The sequence below is a fragment of the Roseateles sp. GW821-FHT09H10 genome, assembly GCF_059415865.1.
The window spans coordinates 798,442-815,527 of sequence record NZ_JBWKOB010000001.1; the positions used below are offsets into that span (position 1 = coordinate 798,442).

At 70.8% G+C, this 17,086-nt stretch carries 11 protein-coding genes; 1 reads left to right on the forward strand and 10 read right to left on the reverse strand.

Annotated features, from left to right (window positions below):
• Positions 1-3 precede the first annotated feature (3 nt).
• The 5 genes from AC07OY_RS03615 to AC07OY_RS03635 form a co-directional block, all read right to left on the reverse strand.
• Positions 4-3,885, reverse strand: a complete 3,882-nt coding sequence (locus AC07OY_RS03615; RefSeq protein WP_495041150.1) for a translocation/assembly module TamB domain-containing protein — start codon at positions 3,883-3,885, stop codon at positions 4-6.
• Positions 3,882-5,702, reverse strand: coding sequence for an autotransporter assembly complex protein TamA (locus AC07OY_RS03620; protein WP_495041151.1), 1,821 nt, complete (start codon positions 5,700-5,702; stop codon positions 3,882-3,884). Before AC07OY_RS03620 ends, AC07OY_RS03615 begins: the two co-directional genes overlap by 4 nt.
• On the reverse strand, positions 5,699-6,889 hold the full coding sequence (locus AC07OY_RS03625) for a vWA domain-containing protein (RefSeq protein WP_495041152.1): 1,191 nt from the start codon (positions 6,887-6,889) through the stop codon (positions 5,699-5,701). Before AC07OY_RS03625 ends, AC07OY_RS03620 begins: the two co-directional genes overlap by 4 nt.
• Before the next feature lie 231 nt (positions 6,890-7,120).
• Positions 7,121-8,356 (reverse strand): OmpA family protein, encoded by a 1,236-nt coding sequence (locus tag AC07OY_RS03630; RefSeq protein WP_495041153.1) that lies wholly within the window; start codon positions 8,354-8,356, stop codon positions 7,121-7,123.
• On the reverse strand, positions 8,353-10,005 hold the full coding sequence (locus AC07OY_RS03635; RefSeq protein WP_495041154.1) for a serine/threonine-protein kinase: 1,653 nt from the start codon (positions 10,003-10,005) through the stop codon (positions 8,353-8,355). The genes AC07OY_RS03630 and AC07OY_RS03635 overlap by 4 nt, the downstream gene beginning before the upstream one ends.
• 486 nt (positions 10,006-10,491) lie before the next feature.
• Here AC07OY_RS03635 and AC07OY_RS03640 point away from each other — a divergent pair, with 486 nt between their 5' ends.
• Positions 10,492-11,745, forward strand: coding sequence for a sensor domain-containing phosphodiesterase (locus AC07OY_RS03640; RefSeq protein WP_495041155.1), 1,254 nt, complete (start codon positions 10,492-10,494; stop codon positions 11,743-11,745).
• Here AC07OY_RS03640 and AC07OY_RS03645 read toward each other — a convergent pair.
• From AC07OY_RS03645 to AC07OY_RS03665, 5 genes are read right to left on the reverse strand one after another with little or no spacing between them, the layout of a single operon-like run.
• Positions 11,729-13,363 carry a M28 family metallopeptidase gene (locus AC07OY_RS03645; RefSeq protein ID WP_495041156.1) on the reverse strand — a complete coding sequence of 545 codons (1,635 nt, stop codon included), beginning with the start codon at positions 13,361-13,363 and terminating at the stop codon, positions 11,729-11,731. The genes AC07OY_RS03640 and AC07OY_RS03645 overlap by 17 nt on opposite strands.
• A complete protein-coding gene (locus AC07OY_RS03650) occupies positions 13,360-15,369 on the reverse strand; it encodes a S9 family peptidase (protein WP_495041157.1) in 2,010 nt (669 codons plus the stop codon). The genes AC07OY_RS03645 and AC07OY_RS03650 overlap by 4 nt, the downstream gene beginning before the upstream one ends.
• Complete coding sequence (locus AC07OY_RS03655) at positions 15,366-15,962, reverse strand: GNAT family N-acetyltransferase (protein ID WP_495041158.1); 597 nt, start codon at positions 15,960-15,962, stop codon at positions 15,366-15,368. The genes AC07OY_RS03650 and AC07OY_RS03655 overlap by 4 nt, the downstream gene beginning before the upstream one ends.
• A complete protein-coding gene (locus AC07OY_RS03660) occupies positions 15,959-16,183 on the reverse strand; it encodes a hypothetical protein (protein WP_495041159.1) in 225 nt (74 codons plus the stop codon). Before AC07OY_RS03660 ends, AC07OY_RS03655 begins: the two co-directional genes overlap by 4 nt.
• A complete protein-coding gene (locus tag AC07OY_RS03665) occupies positions 16,183-17,037 on the reverse strand; it encodes an AAA family ATPase (protein WP_495041160.1) in 855 nt (284 codons plus the stop codon). Before AC07OY_RS03665 ends, AC07OY_RS03660 begins: the two co-directional genes overlap by 1 nt.
• Positions 17,038-17,086 lie beyond the last annotated feature (49 nt).

The window sequence follows — 17,086 nt, forward strand, 5'->3', positions numbered from 1 at the left end:
GCATCAATCCCACTTCCACTGCCAGATCAGGTCGATGGCGTTGTCGTCGCCGCCCTGGGCTCGCAGCGTGAAGCGCTGGGCGATGCGGTAGATCAGCTGCCATGAGCCCGTCGTCGCGTTCAGGCCGCGCTCATAGCCCACATACCAGCGCCGCGAGATCTGCTTGCCCAGGCGCACGATGGTGGCCCGGGTGTCGTCATCGCTCTGCGACAGCGACAGCTCGTCCAGACCGAGGTTGCGCAGCACCTTGCCGGTCGGGCCTTCGCCCTCGCCGCTGAGCAGGGCGAGTGCGGCGCGCTGCAGCAGGGCCGTGTCGGTGCGGCCCAGGCCGTCGGGGCCGCGGCCGAGCAGCAGCCAGGAGAGCTTGTCGGTGTCGCTCATCTCGGGCTCGGAATACAGGCTCACGCGCGGCGCCAGCGCGGTGCCGCCGACGTAGACGCCGACGCGCACATCGAGGTTGGGCCGCACGGCGCGCAGGTCCAGCGAAGGGTTGTCGTAGGCGCCCGTGAAGCTGATGTCGCCGCGCTCGATGTCGAGCTTCTGGCCATAGGCGGCGTACTGGCCGCCATGGGCGTCGAGCCGGCCCGTCACGCGCAGCGGGCCGTTGTTCTGGCTGACCTGCAACTCGCCGCGCAGCGTCGTCGCCAGGCCGCGGCCGCGCACCTTGAAGTCGCGGCCGAAGTCCAGCGCGACATTGACGATGCTGTTGCGCGCAGCCTTGGGCGCTGGCGGCGCCGTGGGGCCCGCTTCGCGCGGGCCGCGCAGCACGATGACGTCGTCGGCCAGGGCCGGTGCGTCGCCGCGGCTGAAGTCGAACAGGCCTTCGTCGGCGCGCAGCTTGCCTTCGAGCTTGAGCCCCTTGGCATCCAGGTCCAGCGTGGCCTGGCCGCTGGCGACGAGGCGGCGGTCCACGCGCGACAGCACGCGCAGCTTGTCGGCCGTCATCTGGATGTGGGCCTTGGGCTGGGCGCCGAGTTCGGCCATGCCGCTGGCGCGCAGCCAGCCGTCGCCGCCGCGCGCTTCCAGCCGGGACAGCTCGGCATGCTGGCCCTTCAGGTCGAGGACGAAGCGGCCTTCGGTCACGTCGACGCCGAACAGCAGATGGCGCAGGGCCAGGTTCTCGCCCTCGGCGCGGCCGTTGAGGTCGGGGGCGCCCAGCCGGCCGGACAGCTGCACCGTGGCCGCCGCGCGGCCGCCCAGGCGCCAGCCGGCCGGCACCCAGCTGCCCCAGGTGGCGAGATTGGCGACATTGGCCTGCAGCACGCCCTGCACCGGCGTCTGCGCATCGGGCCAGAGACCGGCGGGGCGCAGCGTCACCGCGCCGCCGAGGCTGCCGAGTTCGCTGCCCGCGATGCCCTGAGCGAACTGCCAGACGCCGTCCTTGACGTTGACGGCCAGGCGCAGGTCGGTCAGGCCGAGGGCGCGCTGGCCGAACTCGTCGGTCACGCGCAGGTCGCCGCTCTGGCGCTGGATGAGCAGCTCGGCCGTCAGCCTGTCGTTCATCAGCAGGGAGGCATGGCCGGTCACCCGCAGGTCGCCGCCCCAGCCGAACTCGGGCTGCCAGCGCGCCATCAGCGGCGCGGCGGCCACGTCTTCCAGCTGCAGCTCGGCGCGGGCCTCGGGGCGTGCGCCGCCGGTCCAGCTCAGGGTCTGCCAGCGCACGAAGGCGCCGCCCACCTCGGCGCGGCCGGGCTCGGCCTGCAGGCGCGGGCCGTCGCTGGCCCAGCGCAGGACTATGTCCTTGGCCGCCAGCAGCGGCGGCGTGTTGGGGCGCAGCGGGCCGATGTCCAGGCGCGCGACGCGGCCGCTCCAGGCCAGGCCGTCCCAGCGGCCGCGGGCCTGCAACTGGGCGTTCAGGGCCAGGTCTTGCGTCTCGCGGATCAGCTTGCCGCTGACCGAGGCCTTCACGTCGTGGGCGCTGCGCCGGCCCTGCAGGTCGACCTTGGCGCTGCTGAACTGTGCCAGCGGGTCGCGCAGCTGGCCGATGTCGAGGTTGAGGGCCAGCGGGCCATCGCCGTCGGCGCCGGGCAGGGGCAGCTCCCAGCGGGCCTTGAGGCTGGCGATGCTGGTGTCCATGGCGCGTGCCGACGTGAGGGCCAGGCGGCCGCTGCCGCCGGCCTGCCAGCCCTTGGCCGTGCGCAGCAGCTGGTAGCTTCCTTCGCCTTCGCCCTGGCCGCCGATGGGCCGGTGGCCGAAGAGGGCCAGCAGGGTGTTGAGTTCGGCCAGCGAGCCGGCTTTCAGCGCGGCCTTGCCGGTGACGGCCTCGGCGCGCGCCTGGCCGCTGGTCTGGAAGCGGTTGTTGCCCAGGCGGCCGTCGATGTCGAAGGCCGCGGGGTCGGCCGCGCGTTCGCGCTGCAGCTTGACGCGGCCTTCCAGCGGCAGGCCGCCGAACTGGCTGGGCAGCAGGCGGGCGTAGACATTGCCGCTCAGCGTGGCCAGGGTCCTGCCGCGCAGGTCGATGTCGGCCTCGGCGCTCAAGCGCGTCGGGCCTGGCAGGCGGGCCCAGGCCGAGCCCGGCGCGCCGCGCCACAGCAGATGCGGGTCGAACTGGCGCAGCTGGGCCTTGAGCCGCGCGGCCCCGGCGGTGTCGACACGGCCGCTGGCCTGCAGCGTGGCGTCGCCGCTGGCCAGGCGGGCATCCTCGATCTGCCACTTGCTGCCCTCACCCTGCAAGCGGGCCGTCAGCCGCAGCGGACGGTTGTCGACGCTGCCGGCGAGATCCAGCCTGGCATTCAAGGGACCGGCCTTGCTGCCGGCGAGTGTGAGCGGGCCATCCAGGCGCGCCGGCGTGGCGCGCGCATCCAGGGCCTCGGGGCGCAGGCCCTGCACACGGGCGTCGAGCTGCCAGCGGCCGTCGGCTTCGCGCTGGCCCTTGCCTTGCACGCGGCCGCCGCCCGGCAGCTCGGCCTCCAGGGCCGTCAGGCGCAGGCTGGCGAGCTGGTCGGGCCGCCCGGCCAGCGCGATGACGAGGCGGTTGACGGGCAGGGCGCCCTGGTCCCAGCGGCCGGCGGCGCCGTTGTGCAGGTCGGCCTGCAGCGTGGCTTCGGTGTCGCGAGCCGGGGCCTTGAGCTGCGCCGTGCCGCTCAGCGCGGTGCGGGGCAGGCCGGGCATCAGCGCGGCCAGGTCGAGCTTGTCGGCCTGGAGCTGCAGCGCGTTGACGGGCCAGGGCGCGAAGGGCTGGACCTCGCCGTCGGCCTTCAGCGTCTGGTGGGCGGCCTCGAGCTCGGCCTTGGCCCTGAGCCTGGCGAGCGGGCCGGTCACGGCGGCGATGGCGCTCCAGGGCAGGTCGGTGGCCTCGGTCTGCTGCACGCGCAGCGTCGCGTCGGTCTGCAGCGGCGCGGCGGTGGCGATGCGCGCCTTGCCGGCCAGCGTCAGGTGTTGCCAGCGCGCGGCCTTGAGCTGAATGTCGTGGGTGCCGCGGCGTGGCAGGTTGAGCTGGGCGTCCAGGCCGAGCAGGGGCGGCTGATCGGGCGCCCAGCTGAGCTTGGCCACGCGCAGGCTGGCGATGTGCACGCCCAGCGGCAGGCTGAGGTCGGGCGGCGGGACGAAAGGCTTGTCGCTGGCCTGGCTGCGGATGACGATCTCGTCGACGGCCAGCTCGCGCGCCAGCAGCAGGCCGTCGCTGGCGGTCAGGCCCAGGCCCTTCCAGCGCAGGCCGCGCAGTTCGGCCGAGCCGCCTTGCCAGCTGATGAGGAGACGCCGGGCGCTGAACTCGCCCATCAGCGAGCCCTCGGGGGCCTCGATCTGCACGCCAGGCAGATGCGCCATCAGCCAGGCCCCGCCGGCCGGCCGGTGCAGCAGCCAGGCGACGAAGCCGGCGATCAGCACCAGCACCAGTGCGAGTGCGATCAGGGTGGCGCGGAGGATGCGAAGAGACCTTCTCACAGGGTGATCCCGACGCTGAAGTGCAGCCGCCACTTGCCCGTCTCGTGCGCCCGCGCCAGGTCGACGCGCAGCGGGCCGACGGGGCTGCGCCAGCGCACGCCGGCGCCGTAGCCGACGACGGGCTTGTAATCGTTCCAGCGCGAGGCGGCATTGCCGGCGTCGACGAAGACGGCGCCCCACAGGCTGGGGAAGCTGGGCATGATGGGCCGGGCGATCTCCAGGCTGCCGGTGGCCAGCACGCGGCCGCCGACGGTCAGGTCGCCCTTTTTCGGTCCGAGGCTGCGATAGGCGTAGCCGCGCACGGATTCGTCGCCGCCGGCCAGGAAGAGCAGCTTCTCGGGCACGCCGACCTGCTCCTTGGACACCACCTGCGCGACCTCGGCGCGCGCCGAGCCGAACCAGCTGCCGCCCAGCGGCTTGTAGTAGCCGAGCTTGAACTGCATGCGGCCGAAGGGGCCGCTGTCGTCGCTGCCGCCGCCCTTCGCATAGCCCAGGCCGATGAGGGCCAGGGCCTGGTGGCCGTCGGTGGGCAGCAGGGTGCTGTCCAGGCGGCGGCGAATCCACTGCTGGTTGATGGAGACGGCGAGGTTGGTGTTGACTTCGCTGCCGGCCGTCTCGCGGGCACGCAGCAGCTCGACATAGCTCAGGCGCTCGTCGCGCGTCGATTCGTAGAGGCGTCCCAGGCGGATGCCGACGTTGGTGGCGATGGTGTCGCCGGTGCGGTCCTGCTCGAACTGCAGGGAGGCGAGGTTGCGCTTCAGGTCGGGCTGGGGGTGGGAGCTGAGCTCCAGCTCGGCGCCGCGCAGGTCGCGGCTGAGCTGCAGCTTGCTGCGGGCGCGCACGGGCAGGTCGAAGGGCCGGCGGTGCAGATGCTCGACGCTGATGCTCTGCCCGGTGTTGCTGTGATAGCCGACGGCCACCGTGGCCTGCTGCAGCGCGGATTCGGTGACCGTGACCTGGATGGGTGTGGTGCCATCGGCGTCCTGGGCCTCGGGCAGCAGCTGCACGCGCACGGCGTCGAAGAGCTGGGTCTTGGCCAGGCGCTCCTGGAACTCGGCCAGCTTCTGCTCGGTATAGCCATCGCCCTTGTCGAAGCCGGTCAGCCGCTCGATGGCGCTGGCGCGCTGGCGCTTCAGGCCTTCGATGCGCAGCGCGCCCAGCCGGGCCTGGTTGCCGCTGGCCAGCACGAGGCGGAGCTCGGCGGTCTGCGCGTCGGGATCGACGCGGGCACTCGTCTCGGCCCAGCGGGCCAGCGGGTAGCCGCCGTTGCGGGCGCGCAGCAGCAGCTCGCTCTTGGCCGAGGCCCATTGCGACTGCGTGAAGGCGGCGCCGTTCTTCAGCGGCCAGGCGCGGCGCAGGCTGTCGCGCAGGGCCTGGGCCTGCGGATTCGCCAGGCCTTCGGTGAACTCCAGCTCCAGCTTGTCGACGCGGGTCAGGGGGCCGGCCTTGACGGTGAGCAGCAGCCGGGTCTCGTCGGCAGGGTCGCGGTCCACGTCGGCCTTGGCATTGAAATAGCCTTCGGTCTCCAGCAGGGCCTCGGCCTGGGCCGGCGCGGCTGCGGCCAGGCGGGCCAGCTCCACACGGCTCAGTGCGGCCTCGCTGGCGCGGTAGCGGGCCAGGTCGAGGTTCTGGGCCAGCAGGGTGCGCAGCGGCGCCGTCTCGCGGCTCTCGCCGTCGATGCGGATGTCCAGGCTGTAGACGGCCGGCGCGTCGGCCGGGATGTCGGGCGCCGGCGGCGCGGGCACCTGTGCAGGCGGCGCCTGGGTTGCACAGGCGCTCAACAGCACTGCGAGGAGCAGTGCGAGCAGACGCGTCATTTGCTCAGCAGCCGCATCGCGCCTTCGAGGCCGGAGAGGGTCAGCGGGAACATGCGCTGCTGCATCAGTTGCTGGATCAGCGCGATGCTCTGCCGGTACTGCCAGACGCCTTGCGGCTCGGGGTTGATCCACGCGTACTTGGGGAAGGCGTGGGTGAGGCGTTGCAGCCATTCGGCGCCGGCCTCGTCGTTGTTGTATTCGACGCTGCCGCCGACCTGCAGGATCTCGTAGGGGCTCATGGTCGCGTCGCCGACGAAGATGAGCTTGTAGTCGCGGTTGTACTTGCGGATCAGGTCGAAGGTGTTGAGCTTCTCCGCGAAGCGGCGCCGGTTGTTCTTCCAGACGAAGTCGTAGACGCAGTTGTGGAAGTAGTAGAACTCGAGGTGCTTGAACTCGCTCTTCGCCGCGCTGAAGAGTTCCTCGACGCGGTGCACATGCTCGTCCATGGTGCCGCCCACGTCCATCAGCAGCAGCACCTTGACCTTGTTGTGGCGCTCGGGCTGCATGCGGATGTCCAGCATGCCGGCGTTGGCCGCCGTGCCGTGGATGGTGCCGTCCAGGTCCAGCTCGAGCTCCGAACCTTCGCGGGCAAAGCGGCGCAGGCGGCGCAGGGCGACCTTGATGTTGCGGGTGCCGAGCTCCAGCGTGTCGTCGTAGTCGCGGTAGGCGCGCTGCTCCCAGACCTTGACGGCACTCTTGTTGCCGCCGGCGCCGCCGATGCGGATGCCCTGCGGGTTGTAGCCCGAGTTGCCGAAGGGGCTGGTGCCGCCGGTGCCTATCCAGCGGTTGCCGCCTTCGTGGCGCTCCTTCTGCTCCTCGAAACGCTTCTTCAGCGTCTCCATCAGCTCGTTCCAGCCCATCTTCTCGATGGCGGCCTTCTGCTCGGGCGTCAGCTCCATCTCGAGCTGCTTGCGCAGCCACTCCAGCGGCACCTCGGCCGTGAAGTCGGTCAGCATCTCCACGCCCTTGAAGTAGGCGGCGAAGGCGCGGTCGAACTTGTCGTACTGGGTCTCGTCCTTGACGAGGCTGGTGCGGGCCAGGTGGTAGAAGTCGTCGATGCTGGCCACGCCGCCGTTCTCGGGCGCGGCGATGACGCCGGCCTGCAGGGCCTCCAGCAGCGTCAGGTACTCGGGCACCGTCACCTTGAGCTTGGCGGCACGCAGCGTGTAGAAGAACTGGATCAGCATGGGCGCTTAACTCGGGACTGCAGGTCGAAAATGATTATGCAGTGCGAGTCCCACGCCAGCTTAGGGATGGCGCCTGTATCGGTATCTGTTGGTTCTGCGGGCCGAGCGCTGGGCCGCTCCCGAGCCGGCCCGCCGTGGCGATGTGCTTGCGGCTCGATGCCGCAAGCATCGCCGTCCCCTCGGGGGACCGACTGGGGTCGCCGCGTTCAGCGTGCGACACCGGGCGAAGGGCTAGTTGCAGGGCTCGACGCGGAACTCGACGCGGCGGTCCAGCGCATCGACGGCGTTGTCGCTGCCGCTGCCGACGAGGTTCTCGCGCCAGCCCATGCCGCTGGCCTTGATGCGCTGGGCCAGCGGCGCGGCCTCGGCGGCCAGGCGCTGCTGGATGAAGGTGGCGCGCTGCAGCGAGAGGGCGTCGTTGGTCTGCTCGGATCCGGTGCGGCTGGTGTGGCCGACGATGACCATGCAGACGCGGGCGCTGGAGCCCTCCTTGGCGATCTGGCGCAGCCACATCGGATAGGCGCCGCTGACCTTGCTGTCGGACCAGAACTCCGTGCTGCCGGGGTTGAAGAGGAACTTCACGTCCAGCTTGTTGGCGCGCAGGCCATAGGCCACGATCTGGCCGAAGGCCCACTCGGCCTCGGCGGTGCGGCCGAGGCGGACGTTGTTCAGATAGATGCCGTTGAGGGTGCGCAGTTGCTCGCCGCCGGCCTGGCTGCGGGCCTCCTGGTACTTGGCCAGGGATTCCGGGAAGCGCTCGGCGTTGTAGAGGGAGCCGGCCTCGTTGATGACGCTGGCCACCGAGACGCGCTCCATGTAGAGGCCGTTGGCCGCGCTGCCGGGCGCCGTCAGGGCCGTGCTGATGTAGCCGTCCACGACCTTGTCCTTCACCAGCACCGGGCTGTCCTGGTAGATGGCCAGCGGCGTGTGGTTGAGGCCGTCGTCGCGGGCCAGGGCCGAAGCCTGGGCCACCACCTGGCCGGTCTTGATCTCCACCAGTGCCAGATTGATCTGCAGGGACTTGCGGCCCGGCACGCCGAGCAGCCGCGTCAGGGTGCCGGTCAGCAGGTACTGGACCTTGGACAGGTTCTCGGTCTTGAAGGGCAGCAGGTCGAAGCTGCCTTCCCGGCGCGCGGCCAGGCGCTCGCCGATGCGGCGCTCGAGCAACTGCGTGGTCTGGGTCTGCTGGCCGCTGGTCGCGTCGATCATGGGGTCGACGACGACGCTCTTCTTGGCGATCTTGGATTCCACCTTGGCCAGGAAGGCGGGCAGCTTCTGGGTCTGGCCCACCAAGCCATCGGTCGCCACGACCACGGCCTCGCTGAAGGACAGCTCGTTGGTCGACACCGTCGCCTGCTTGGGTGCCGTCTCGAGGCAGCCGGCCAGCACGGCCAGGCAGCCCAGCAGGGCGGCGCGCCCCAGCAGCACTGAAAAGACGAGGCGATTCGTGTGGCCAGAGCGACTCATCGACATTCCTTCTTCAGGTAGGCGGCCTCGCTCGCGGTCAGGGGTTCCAGTGAGGCCTTTTGCAGAATATCACTGCACCTTGCGCCTTTCGCCTGCGCAGGTGCGGGGGGCGGCGCCGTCGGACGTAGCTTGGGCTGGGCCGGCGCTGCGGTCGCAGGCGTCGAGGCGGCTGGTGCCGGTGCCGGTGCCGGTGCCGGGGGCGGTGGCGCCTGGACAGCAACCGTGGAGGCGGCCAGCTCGGGTGCAGAGGCTGCCGGCAAGGGCTGTGGCGCCGAGGCGATGGGCGCGGGTGCCGGGGCCGTGACGGCAGGTGCCGACGCGGGAGAGGCCACGGGCGGCGCTTCGGCAGGCGGCGGCGCGGACAGCAGGCGATAGCCGCCCCAGGCCAGCGCTGCCAGGCCGGCGCCGCCGACCAGGCCCAGCAGCAGGGCACGGCGAGGCGTGGCGGGCGCCGGCGCCTGCGCGGGCACCGCGACGGGATCCGGCCGAGGCGGCGGCGGGGCCACGGGCGGCAGCACGGGGGCAGGCGGAGCGGGCGGTGGCGGCTGCGGCCGGGTTGGCTCGCGAGGGACAGGCGCTGTGGCGGGCGCGGTCGGCGCCACCTGGGTCGGATCGAAGTCCGGCAGCAGCACGGTTTCGTCGCCCGTCGGCAGGCCCAGGGCCTGCAGTTCGAGCAGGTCGATGGCCTGGGTGTCGTGAGCGGTCAGCAGGGCCCGGAACTCGGCGACGGACTGTGGGCGGTCCTTGGGATGGATGGCCAGCGCGCGGTCGATGGCGGCGAGGAAGGCATTGCCGCAGCGGCCGGCCGCCACGGTGGCCAGGGGCTGCAGCTGGTCGTTGAGCAGGCGCTCGACAGAGGCCACCGTGCGGCGGCCGCTGATGGCGGCGTAGAGCACGCTGGCCAGCGCGAATATGTCGGTCCAGGGGCCCTGGGTGACGCCGGGCATGTCGCCGTACTGCTCGATGGGCGCGAAGCCCGGCTTGAGCATGGCGGTCAGCGCATGGGTCAGGTCGCCGATGACGCGGCGCGCGGCGCCGAAGTCCAGCAGCAGCGGCCCGTGGTCGGTGATCAGGATGTTGTCCGGCGCAATGTCGCGGTGATAGCAGTGCTCGTTGTGCAGCACCTCCAGCGCGTCCAGCAGCGGCATCAGCCAGGCGCGCACCTCGGCTTCCGTCGGCCGCCGGCCGAGCTGGGCCAGGGACTCCTTCAGCGTCTTGCCCTGGTAATAGGGCATGGCCATGTAGGCGGTGCCGTTGGCCTCCCAGAACTGGTGCACCTTGAGCAGGGCCGGGTGGTCGAAGCGGGCCAGCAGCTTGGCCTCGTTGACGAAGCTCCTCAGCCCGATGGCGAAGGTCTCCTCGTGGGCGGGCGACTTGACCAGCACGGTCAGCGACTGGCCGGCCCGTGCCGCCATCGAGGAGGGCAGGTATTCCTTGATGGCGACCTGGCGCTCCAGCGCGACGTCGGTGGCGAGGTAGACGATGCCGAAGCCGCCCTCGCCCAGCACGCGGTCGATGCGGTAGTCGTGCAGGCGGGTGCCGGCCGGGATGGTGTGCCCCGGCGTCAGCGGCGCGCCCATGGCGACGGTGCGCTCCACCGGTTCTTGCGGCGCCTGGCGGGCGGGTTCGTCCGGTGCCGCTCCGCTCATTGCTGCGCGCGACGTCGGCTCGACGTCACCATGAGCTGGGCGGCACGCAGCGGGTGGATGGACGGGATCAGCATCGGTGCTCGGCTGAGGGGGAGGGGCCTGTTCACGTGGCAGGGATCGGTGCGAGAGGGGCTGCGCAGGTGCAGGGCTAGGCGTCGCGCTGAAGCCCGGGCTGGTTGCCCGGGCAAGGCACGCAACGACGCCATGCGCCTGCGCAGCCCCTCTCCCGAAGGGTTGTCACTCAAAAGCCCGCGCGCGGCGTTGCGAAGCCTCGCTGGGGTCGTACCCAGCTTCGTTTCGCGCCTTGCTCGCGGGTTTTTGAGTGGCAACGCACCCGACCCCTGCCATGTGAGCAGGCCCCCGGGTTGAAAACGATTATGCAGTGCGATATTCCCGCTCCTTCGCGGGCCGCACGGCTAGCATGGACCGCATGTCGCTGTTGCAGGACTCGCCTTGAAAGCCATCGCGCCGCCCGGAGCGGACGCCATGCTGCTGCGTCTCATCGAGTCGCTGGCGATGGAGGACGGCCGCTGGCGGGCGCGCCAGAACGACTGGGTGCTGGACAGCCACTTCCAGCCGGTGTTCAGCTTCCCGCACCGGCGGGCCGTCGGCTACGAAGCCTTGCTGCGCGTGTCCGACCCGGCCGGCAACCCGATCTCGCCGCTGAAGTTCTTCGAGCAGCTGCGCAGCTTCGACCAGCAATGGGCCGCCGACCGCCTGTGCCGCCTGCTGCATGTCCACAACTTCGTGCATCAGGCCGGCGACGAGGGCTGGCTCTTCCTCAATATTCATCCCGCCGTCTTCGTGCACGGCGCCCAGCAGATGCAGGCGCTGGAGAGCTCGGTGCGCACCATGCAGGCCCTGGGCCTGCCCATGCACCGCGTCGTGCTGGAGGTGACCGAGGACGTGATGGCCCAGGAGGCCGACTTCGAGCGTGCCGTGGCCAATGTGCGCCAGACCGGCTGCTTGCTGGCCCTGGACGACTTCGGCGCGGGTCATTCCAACTTCGACCGCATCTGGCATATCCATCCCGAGATCGTGAAGCTGGACCGCAGCCTGCTGCGCCGCGCCTGCGGTTCGCCGCGCATCGCGCGCGTGCTGGCGCAGATGGTGTCGCTGCTGCACGAATGCGGCTCGCTGGTGCTGCTGGAGGGCGTGGAGACGCGCGACGAGGCGATGCTGGCCTTGGACGTGGATGTCGACATGGTGCAGGGCTTCGTCTTCGGCCGGCCGGTGCCGGGCGTGCTGGGGCCCGAAGGCGCCTCGGAAGAGATCGAGGCCATCTGGACGCTGCTGGACGAGCGCCATGCGACGACGCGGCGTGCGCATTCCGGCCATATCGCCCCCTATCGCGAGGCACTGAAGCGCGCCCAGGCCCGGCTGCAGGCCCTGAGCCTGTCCGAGGCCTGCGCCGAACTGCTGGCCCTGCCCGGCGTGCAGGTCTGCTTCCTGCTGGACGAGCAGGGGCGCCACCTCGCCGAGCCGCTGCTGCCGCCGGGCGTGACGCATGCGTCGCTGGATCCGCGCTTCCAGCCGCTGGGCCGGGCCGGCGAGGCGCGCTGGGCGCGGCGGCCCTATTTCCGGCGTGCGCTGGACGAGCCGGGCGTCGTGCAGATGACGCGGCCCTACCTGAGCCTGCATGGCGCGCAGATGTGCGTGACGCTGTCGGTCGCCTCCCGCGGGCCTCACGGCCTGCAGGTGCTGTGCACCGACATCGACTGGCTCAGCGACCCCGGCTAGCCGGGCTCCCGAACAACTCTCCGAAGAAGCTGCCCGGCCGCCAGCGCGGTCTTTCGGGCTGGCGGGCGATGTCGCGGGCCAGTTCCCATTGCAGCTGGGCAAAGCGCTGCACGGCTTTCCAGTGGAAGGGCTGGCCCAGGTCGTCGCCGGGCTGGTGGTAGCGCAGGCGGCGGAAGTCGCGCATCAGCGCGTTGCCATCCTCCTTCGCGTCGAAGGAGGCGCCGCCGGGGCCGAGGATGACGGCGGGAATGCCGCGGCGCACGAAGCTGTACTGGTCGGAACGCGTGAAGCGGCTCTGCTCCGGCGCCGGATCGGGCGCCGTCGCAAGGCCCAGGCGCCGCGCGGCCCGTTCGACGGCGGCGCCCAGCGTCGAATGCTCGGCGCCGAGGGCGACGACCTCCTTGAAGTCGTGCAGCAGGATGGGCATGTCGATGTTGACGTTCGCCACCAGGGCCTCGGCCGGCACCGGCGGATGGCGCGCGAAATGGTGGGAGCCGAGGTAGGTCTTTTCCTCGCCCGTCAGCGCGACGACGAGGATGGAGCGTTCGGGCGGCGGGCCCTGCTTCAGCAGCCGGGCCACCTCCAGCAGCGTCGCCATGCCCAGGGCGTTGTCCATGGCGCCGGGATAGACCACATCGCCCTTGCGGCCCATGTGGTCCAGATGGGCCGACAGCACCAGCACCTGCTGCTTCAGCCGCGGATGGCTGCCGGCAATGAGGCCGGCGACGTTCTGGCTACGGGCCTGGCCGAGCAGGCTGTCGCGGACGAGGCGGGCGTCCAGGCCCAGGTCGCCGCGCGGCAGCGGGCGGCCGGCCTCGGCGTCGGCGATCAACTGGGCGTAGTCGCGGCCCAGCGCGGCCAGCAGGCGCGGCGCGGCCTGCACGCTGATCGTGGCATAGGCCTGCATGCCGGGAACATCGCCGCCGCCACGGCCCTCGGGCGTCTGCCAGTCCATGGCGAGGCTGTCGGCGAACTGGCGGTTGGTGTGGAAGGGAGCGACGATCTCGCTGCGCGGTGTGGCCAGCGTGATGAGGCCGATGGCGCCGTGGCGGGCCGCCAGCTCGGCCTTGACGCGGCCATTGCCGAAATGGGCGCCTTCCTCGCTGGGCATGCGCGGCGGCCGGCCCGACAGCACGACGGCGATGCGGCCCTTGACGTCCAGGCCGGCGTAGTCGTCCAGGCCGAATGCGGGCGCCGCTATGCCGTAGCCAGCGAAGACCAGCGGCGCCTTCACATCGCTGCGGGCCACCGAGAGGTCGGGGCGGGTGCTGAACTCGTCCAGCCAGGCCAGGCGCTCGCAGGCCTCGCCGCGGCACAGCTCCAGCACGGGTGGCGTGGCCGTCAGGCGGCTGGTGAGCAGCGGCACGGGCAGGGCGAAGCCGCCACCCGGGCCCAGGGGCTGCAGGTCCAGCTGGCTGAACTGGCTGGCCACATAGGCGGCGGCGAGGTCGAAGCCGCGCGTGCCGGTCTCGCGGCCTTCCAGCAGCGGGTCGGCCAGGAAGCGCAGATGGGCCTGCAGCCGCGCCAGGTCGACTTGGGGGCGGTTGGCCGGCGCGGCGCCCGCGAGCGAGGGCAGGGCGGTTGCGGCCAGCCCGTGCAGCAGCCGGCGCCGCTTCATCGCGCCAGGTGCCGGTCCAGCCAGGCGAAGAACTCGCCGTACCAGAGCCGGCTGTTGCGCGGCTTCAGCACCCAGTGGTTCTCATCCGGGAACCACACCAGGCGCGAGGGCACGCCCAGGGTCTTCAGCGTGTTGTAGTAGGCCAGGCCCTGGGCGTCGGGCACGCGGTAGTCGAGCTGGCCGTGGATGACGAGGGTCGGCGTCTTGAAGTGCTTGGCGAAGGCATGCGGGCTCTGCGCGGCCACGCGGGCCGGGTCGTCCCAATAGGCGGCGCCCAGCTCCTTGCGGTGCCAGCTGTAGGCGTCGTCGGCATACATGGCCTGCCAGTCGTAGCAGCCGGCATGGCAGACATAGGCCTGGTAGCGGCCGGCCTTCACATGGCCGTTCATCCACGCGACCATGAAGCCGCCATAGCTGCCACCGGTGGCGGCGATGCGCTTCTTGTCGACCCAGGGCTTCTTCAGCAGCCAGTCGGTGCCGGCCTCGACGTCCTGCAGTTCGTACTCGCCCCAGTGGCCGGTGATGCTGTCCAGGAACTCGAAGCCGAAGCTGGACGAGCCGTGGTAGTTCACGCAGGCCACGACATAGCCCTGGGCCGCGAAGGCCTGATGGTTCCAGCGCCAGTGCCAGCTGTCGCCGAAGGCCGTGTGCGGGCCGCCGTGGATGACCTGCATGACGGGCCATTTTTTCTTGGCGTCGAAGCCGGGCGGGTAGACCAGCCACATCTGCACGTCGTCGCCGCGCGCCCCCTTGATCGTGACTTCCTCGTGGCGGCCGAAGCGGTGGCTGTCCAGGCGTTCGTCGTTGAGCGCCTCGATGCGGCGCAGGCCGTCGTCGCCCAGCACGGACAGGCGCGGCGGGAACTGCACGCCGTCGTGGTTGACGACGACGAAGTCGGCGGCCAGCGCGAAGCTGCCGACATGGCCGCCTTCGAAGATGGGTTCGGCCAGGCGCTCCCCCAGCGCGAACTGCCAGAGATGGCGGCGGCCGCGCTCCTCGGCAGCGAACAGCACGGACTGGTCGTCCTCGGCCCAGCGCAGCGGCGCGCTGACCTCATGGTCCCAGTCCTCGCTGAAGACGGCCCAGCGGCCCTGCTGGTCCAGCACGGCGAGCTGGTTGGGGCGGTTGTGGCCCAGGGCCTGGTGGCTGGCCAGGAAGGCGAGGTGGGCGCCGCCATGGCTGTAGCGCGGCGCGGCGAAGTCCCAGGCGGCGTCCTGCAGCAGGGTGTTGGCCTGGCGCGTGCGCACGTCGATCTCGGCCAGGGCGAAGCGGGCATCCAGCTTCTTCTCGGCGCCGGGATCGAAGGCGAAGGCGATGCGCCGGCCGTCGGGAGACACGTCGTAGCTGTTGGCATCGGGCTCGGCGCGGCTCAGTTCCCAGGCCGTGCCCTCGAACAGGTCGCGGGCCTTGCCGGTCTCGACGTCCATCACATGCAGATGCGGCACGCGGCCCATGGGGATGTGATGGTCCCAGAAGCGGTACAGGACCTCGTCGGTGACATAGGCCGATTCCCGGCGCGCCTTGAAGTCCTGCAGCGTCGGGCCTTGCGCGGCGGCCTTGAGCCCGGGCCAGACCCAGGACACGAAGGCGATGCGCCGGCCATCGGGGAACCACTTGAAGGACTCGACGCCCGTCGGGACGTGGCCGACGCGGCGCGCCTCGCCGCCATCGGGCGGGATCACATAGAGCTGGTTCTCCTCGTCGCTGTATCGCCCATCCGGGCCGGCCTGCTCGCGCTTGGCCGTGAAGGCGATCAGGTCGCCGCGCGGGCTCCACTGCGGGTTGCCGTCCTTCTCGCCGGCCTCGGTCAGGCGGCGCGGCTCACCGCCCAGCGTGGAGAACAGCCACAGGCTGGTCTGCGCCTTGTTGGTCTCCATGGCGTAGCGGGTGACGCCGGCGGCCGCCTGGGCGCCGTCGGGGCTGAGGCTGGGTTCGCCGATGCGATCCAGGGCCCAGAGTGCGTCAACGTCGAATGTTGCGTCAAAGGCCTTGGATGCTTTGCTCATGCTCTCGGTCGGGTCAGTTGCCAATTCAGATGCGCCTTGACCTCGGGCCATTCGCCCAAGGTCAGGCTGTACATGACGGTGTCGCGCACCGTGCCGTCGCGGCGCAGCGCGTGATGGCGGATCACGCCATCGCGCCTGGCGCCCAGGCGCTCGATGGCGCGCTGCGAGGCGTGATTGAAGTTGTCGGTGCGCCAGCCCACGAGCCGGGCGCCGAGGGTCTCGAAGGCATGCGTCAGCAGCAGCAGCTTGGCCGTCGTGTTGACGGCACTGCGCTGCACGCGCTGGGCATACCAGGTGTAGCCGATCTCGACGCGCTCCACGGCGGGAACGATGTCGTGATAGCTGCTCGAGCCCAGCACCTCGCCGGTCGATGCATCCAGCACGGCGAAGGGCAGGCGGTGGCCGGCGGCCTGGCCCTGCAGGGCAGCCTCGACATAGGCGGTGGTTTCGTCGGGCGCCGGCACGCTGGTGAAGCGCAGATTCCACAGCTCGCCGTCCGCGGCGGCGGCCTGCAGGCCCGGCACATGCTCCAGCGTCAGCGGGACCAGGCGGATGGGGCCGGCAGCCAGCGTCGTCGGAACGACGGGCTTCATGGCTTGTCCTTCAGCATCAGCTTGCGGGCCACGAAACGCCCCAGGCCGCAGCCGCCGACGATGAGCACCAGGCCCAGCATCTGCTGCGCGTTCCAGTCGGGGCTGGCGATGAAGTCGATGCCGAACTGGCGGCCCAGCCACCAGCCGGCCAGGGCGCCGCCCACGAAGCCGACGGCATCCGCCAGCCCTTCGCGCATCGCGCGGTCAAAGTCCTGGGCCATCAGCGGTTGTTGCGTTGCATGAACACGAGCTTCTCGAACAGAGTCAGGTCCTGCTCGTTCTTCAAGAGGGCCCCCACCAGCGGCGGAATGCTGACCTTCTCGTCCTTGGCCTGCAGGGCGTCCACCGGCACGTCCTCGGCCAGCAGCAGCTTGAGCCAGTCGATCAGCTCCGAGGTGCTGGGCTTCTTCTTCAGACCCGGCAGGTTGCGCACGTCGTAGAAGTTCTTCAGCGCGGCGGCCAGCAGGTCCTTCTTCAGCGTCGGGAAGTGCACGTCGACGATCTTCTTCATCGTCTCGGCGTCGGGGAACTTGATGTAGTGGAAGAAGCAGCGGCGCAGGAAGGCGTCGGGCAGCTCTTTTTCGTTGTTGGAGGTGATGAAGACGAGAGGCCGGTGCTTGGCCTTGATCAGCTGGCGCGTCTCGTAGACATAGAACTCCATGCGGTCGATCTCGCGCAGCAGGTCGTTCGGGAATTCGATGTCGGCCTTGTCGATCTCGTCGATGAGGAGGACGACGGGCTGGTCGGCCTCGAAGGCCTGCCAGAGCACGCCCTTGACGATGTAGTTCTCGATGTTCTTGACGCGCTCGCTGCCCTCGATGCCGGCGAGCTGGCTGTCGCGCAGCCGGCTGACGGCGTCGTACTCGTACAGGCCCTGCTGGGCCTTGGTCGTGCTCTTGATATGCCACTGCAGCAGCGGCATGCCCAGGGCGCTGGCAACCTCCTCGGCCAGCATGGTCTTGCCGGTGCCCGGCTCGCCCTTGATGAGCAGGGGGCGCTGCAGCGTGGCGGCGGCGTTGACGGCCAGCATCAGGTCGGCGGTGGCAACGTACTGGTCGGAACCTTGGAATTTCATGGGGAAAACCGGGGCTTGAAGGGAGCCGGACCAGTATAGGAGGCCTCCT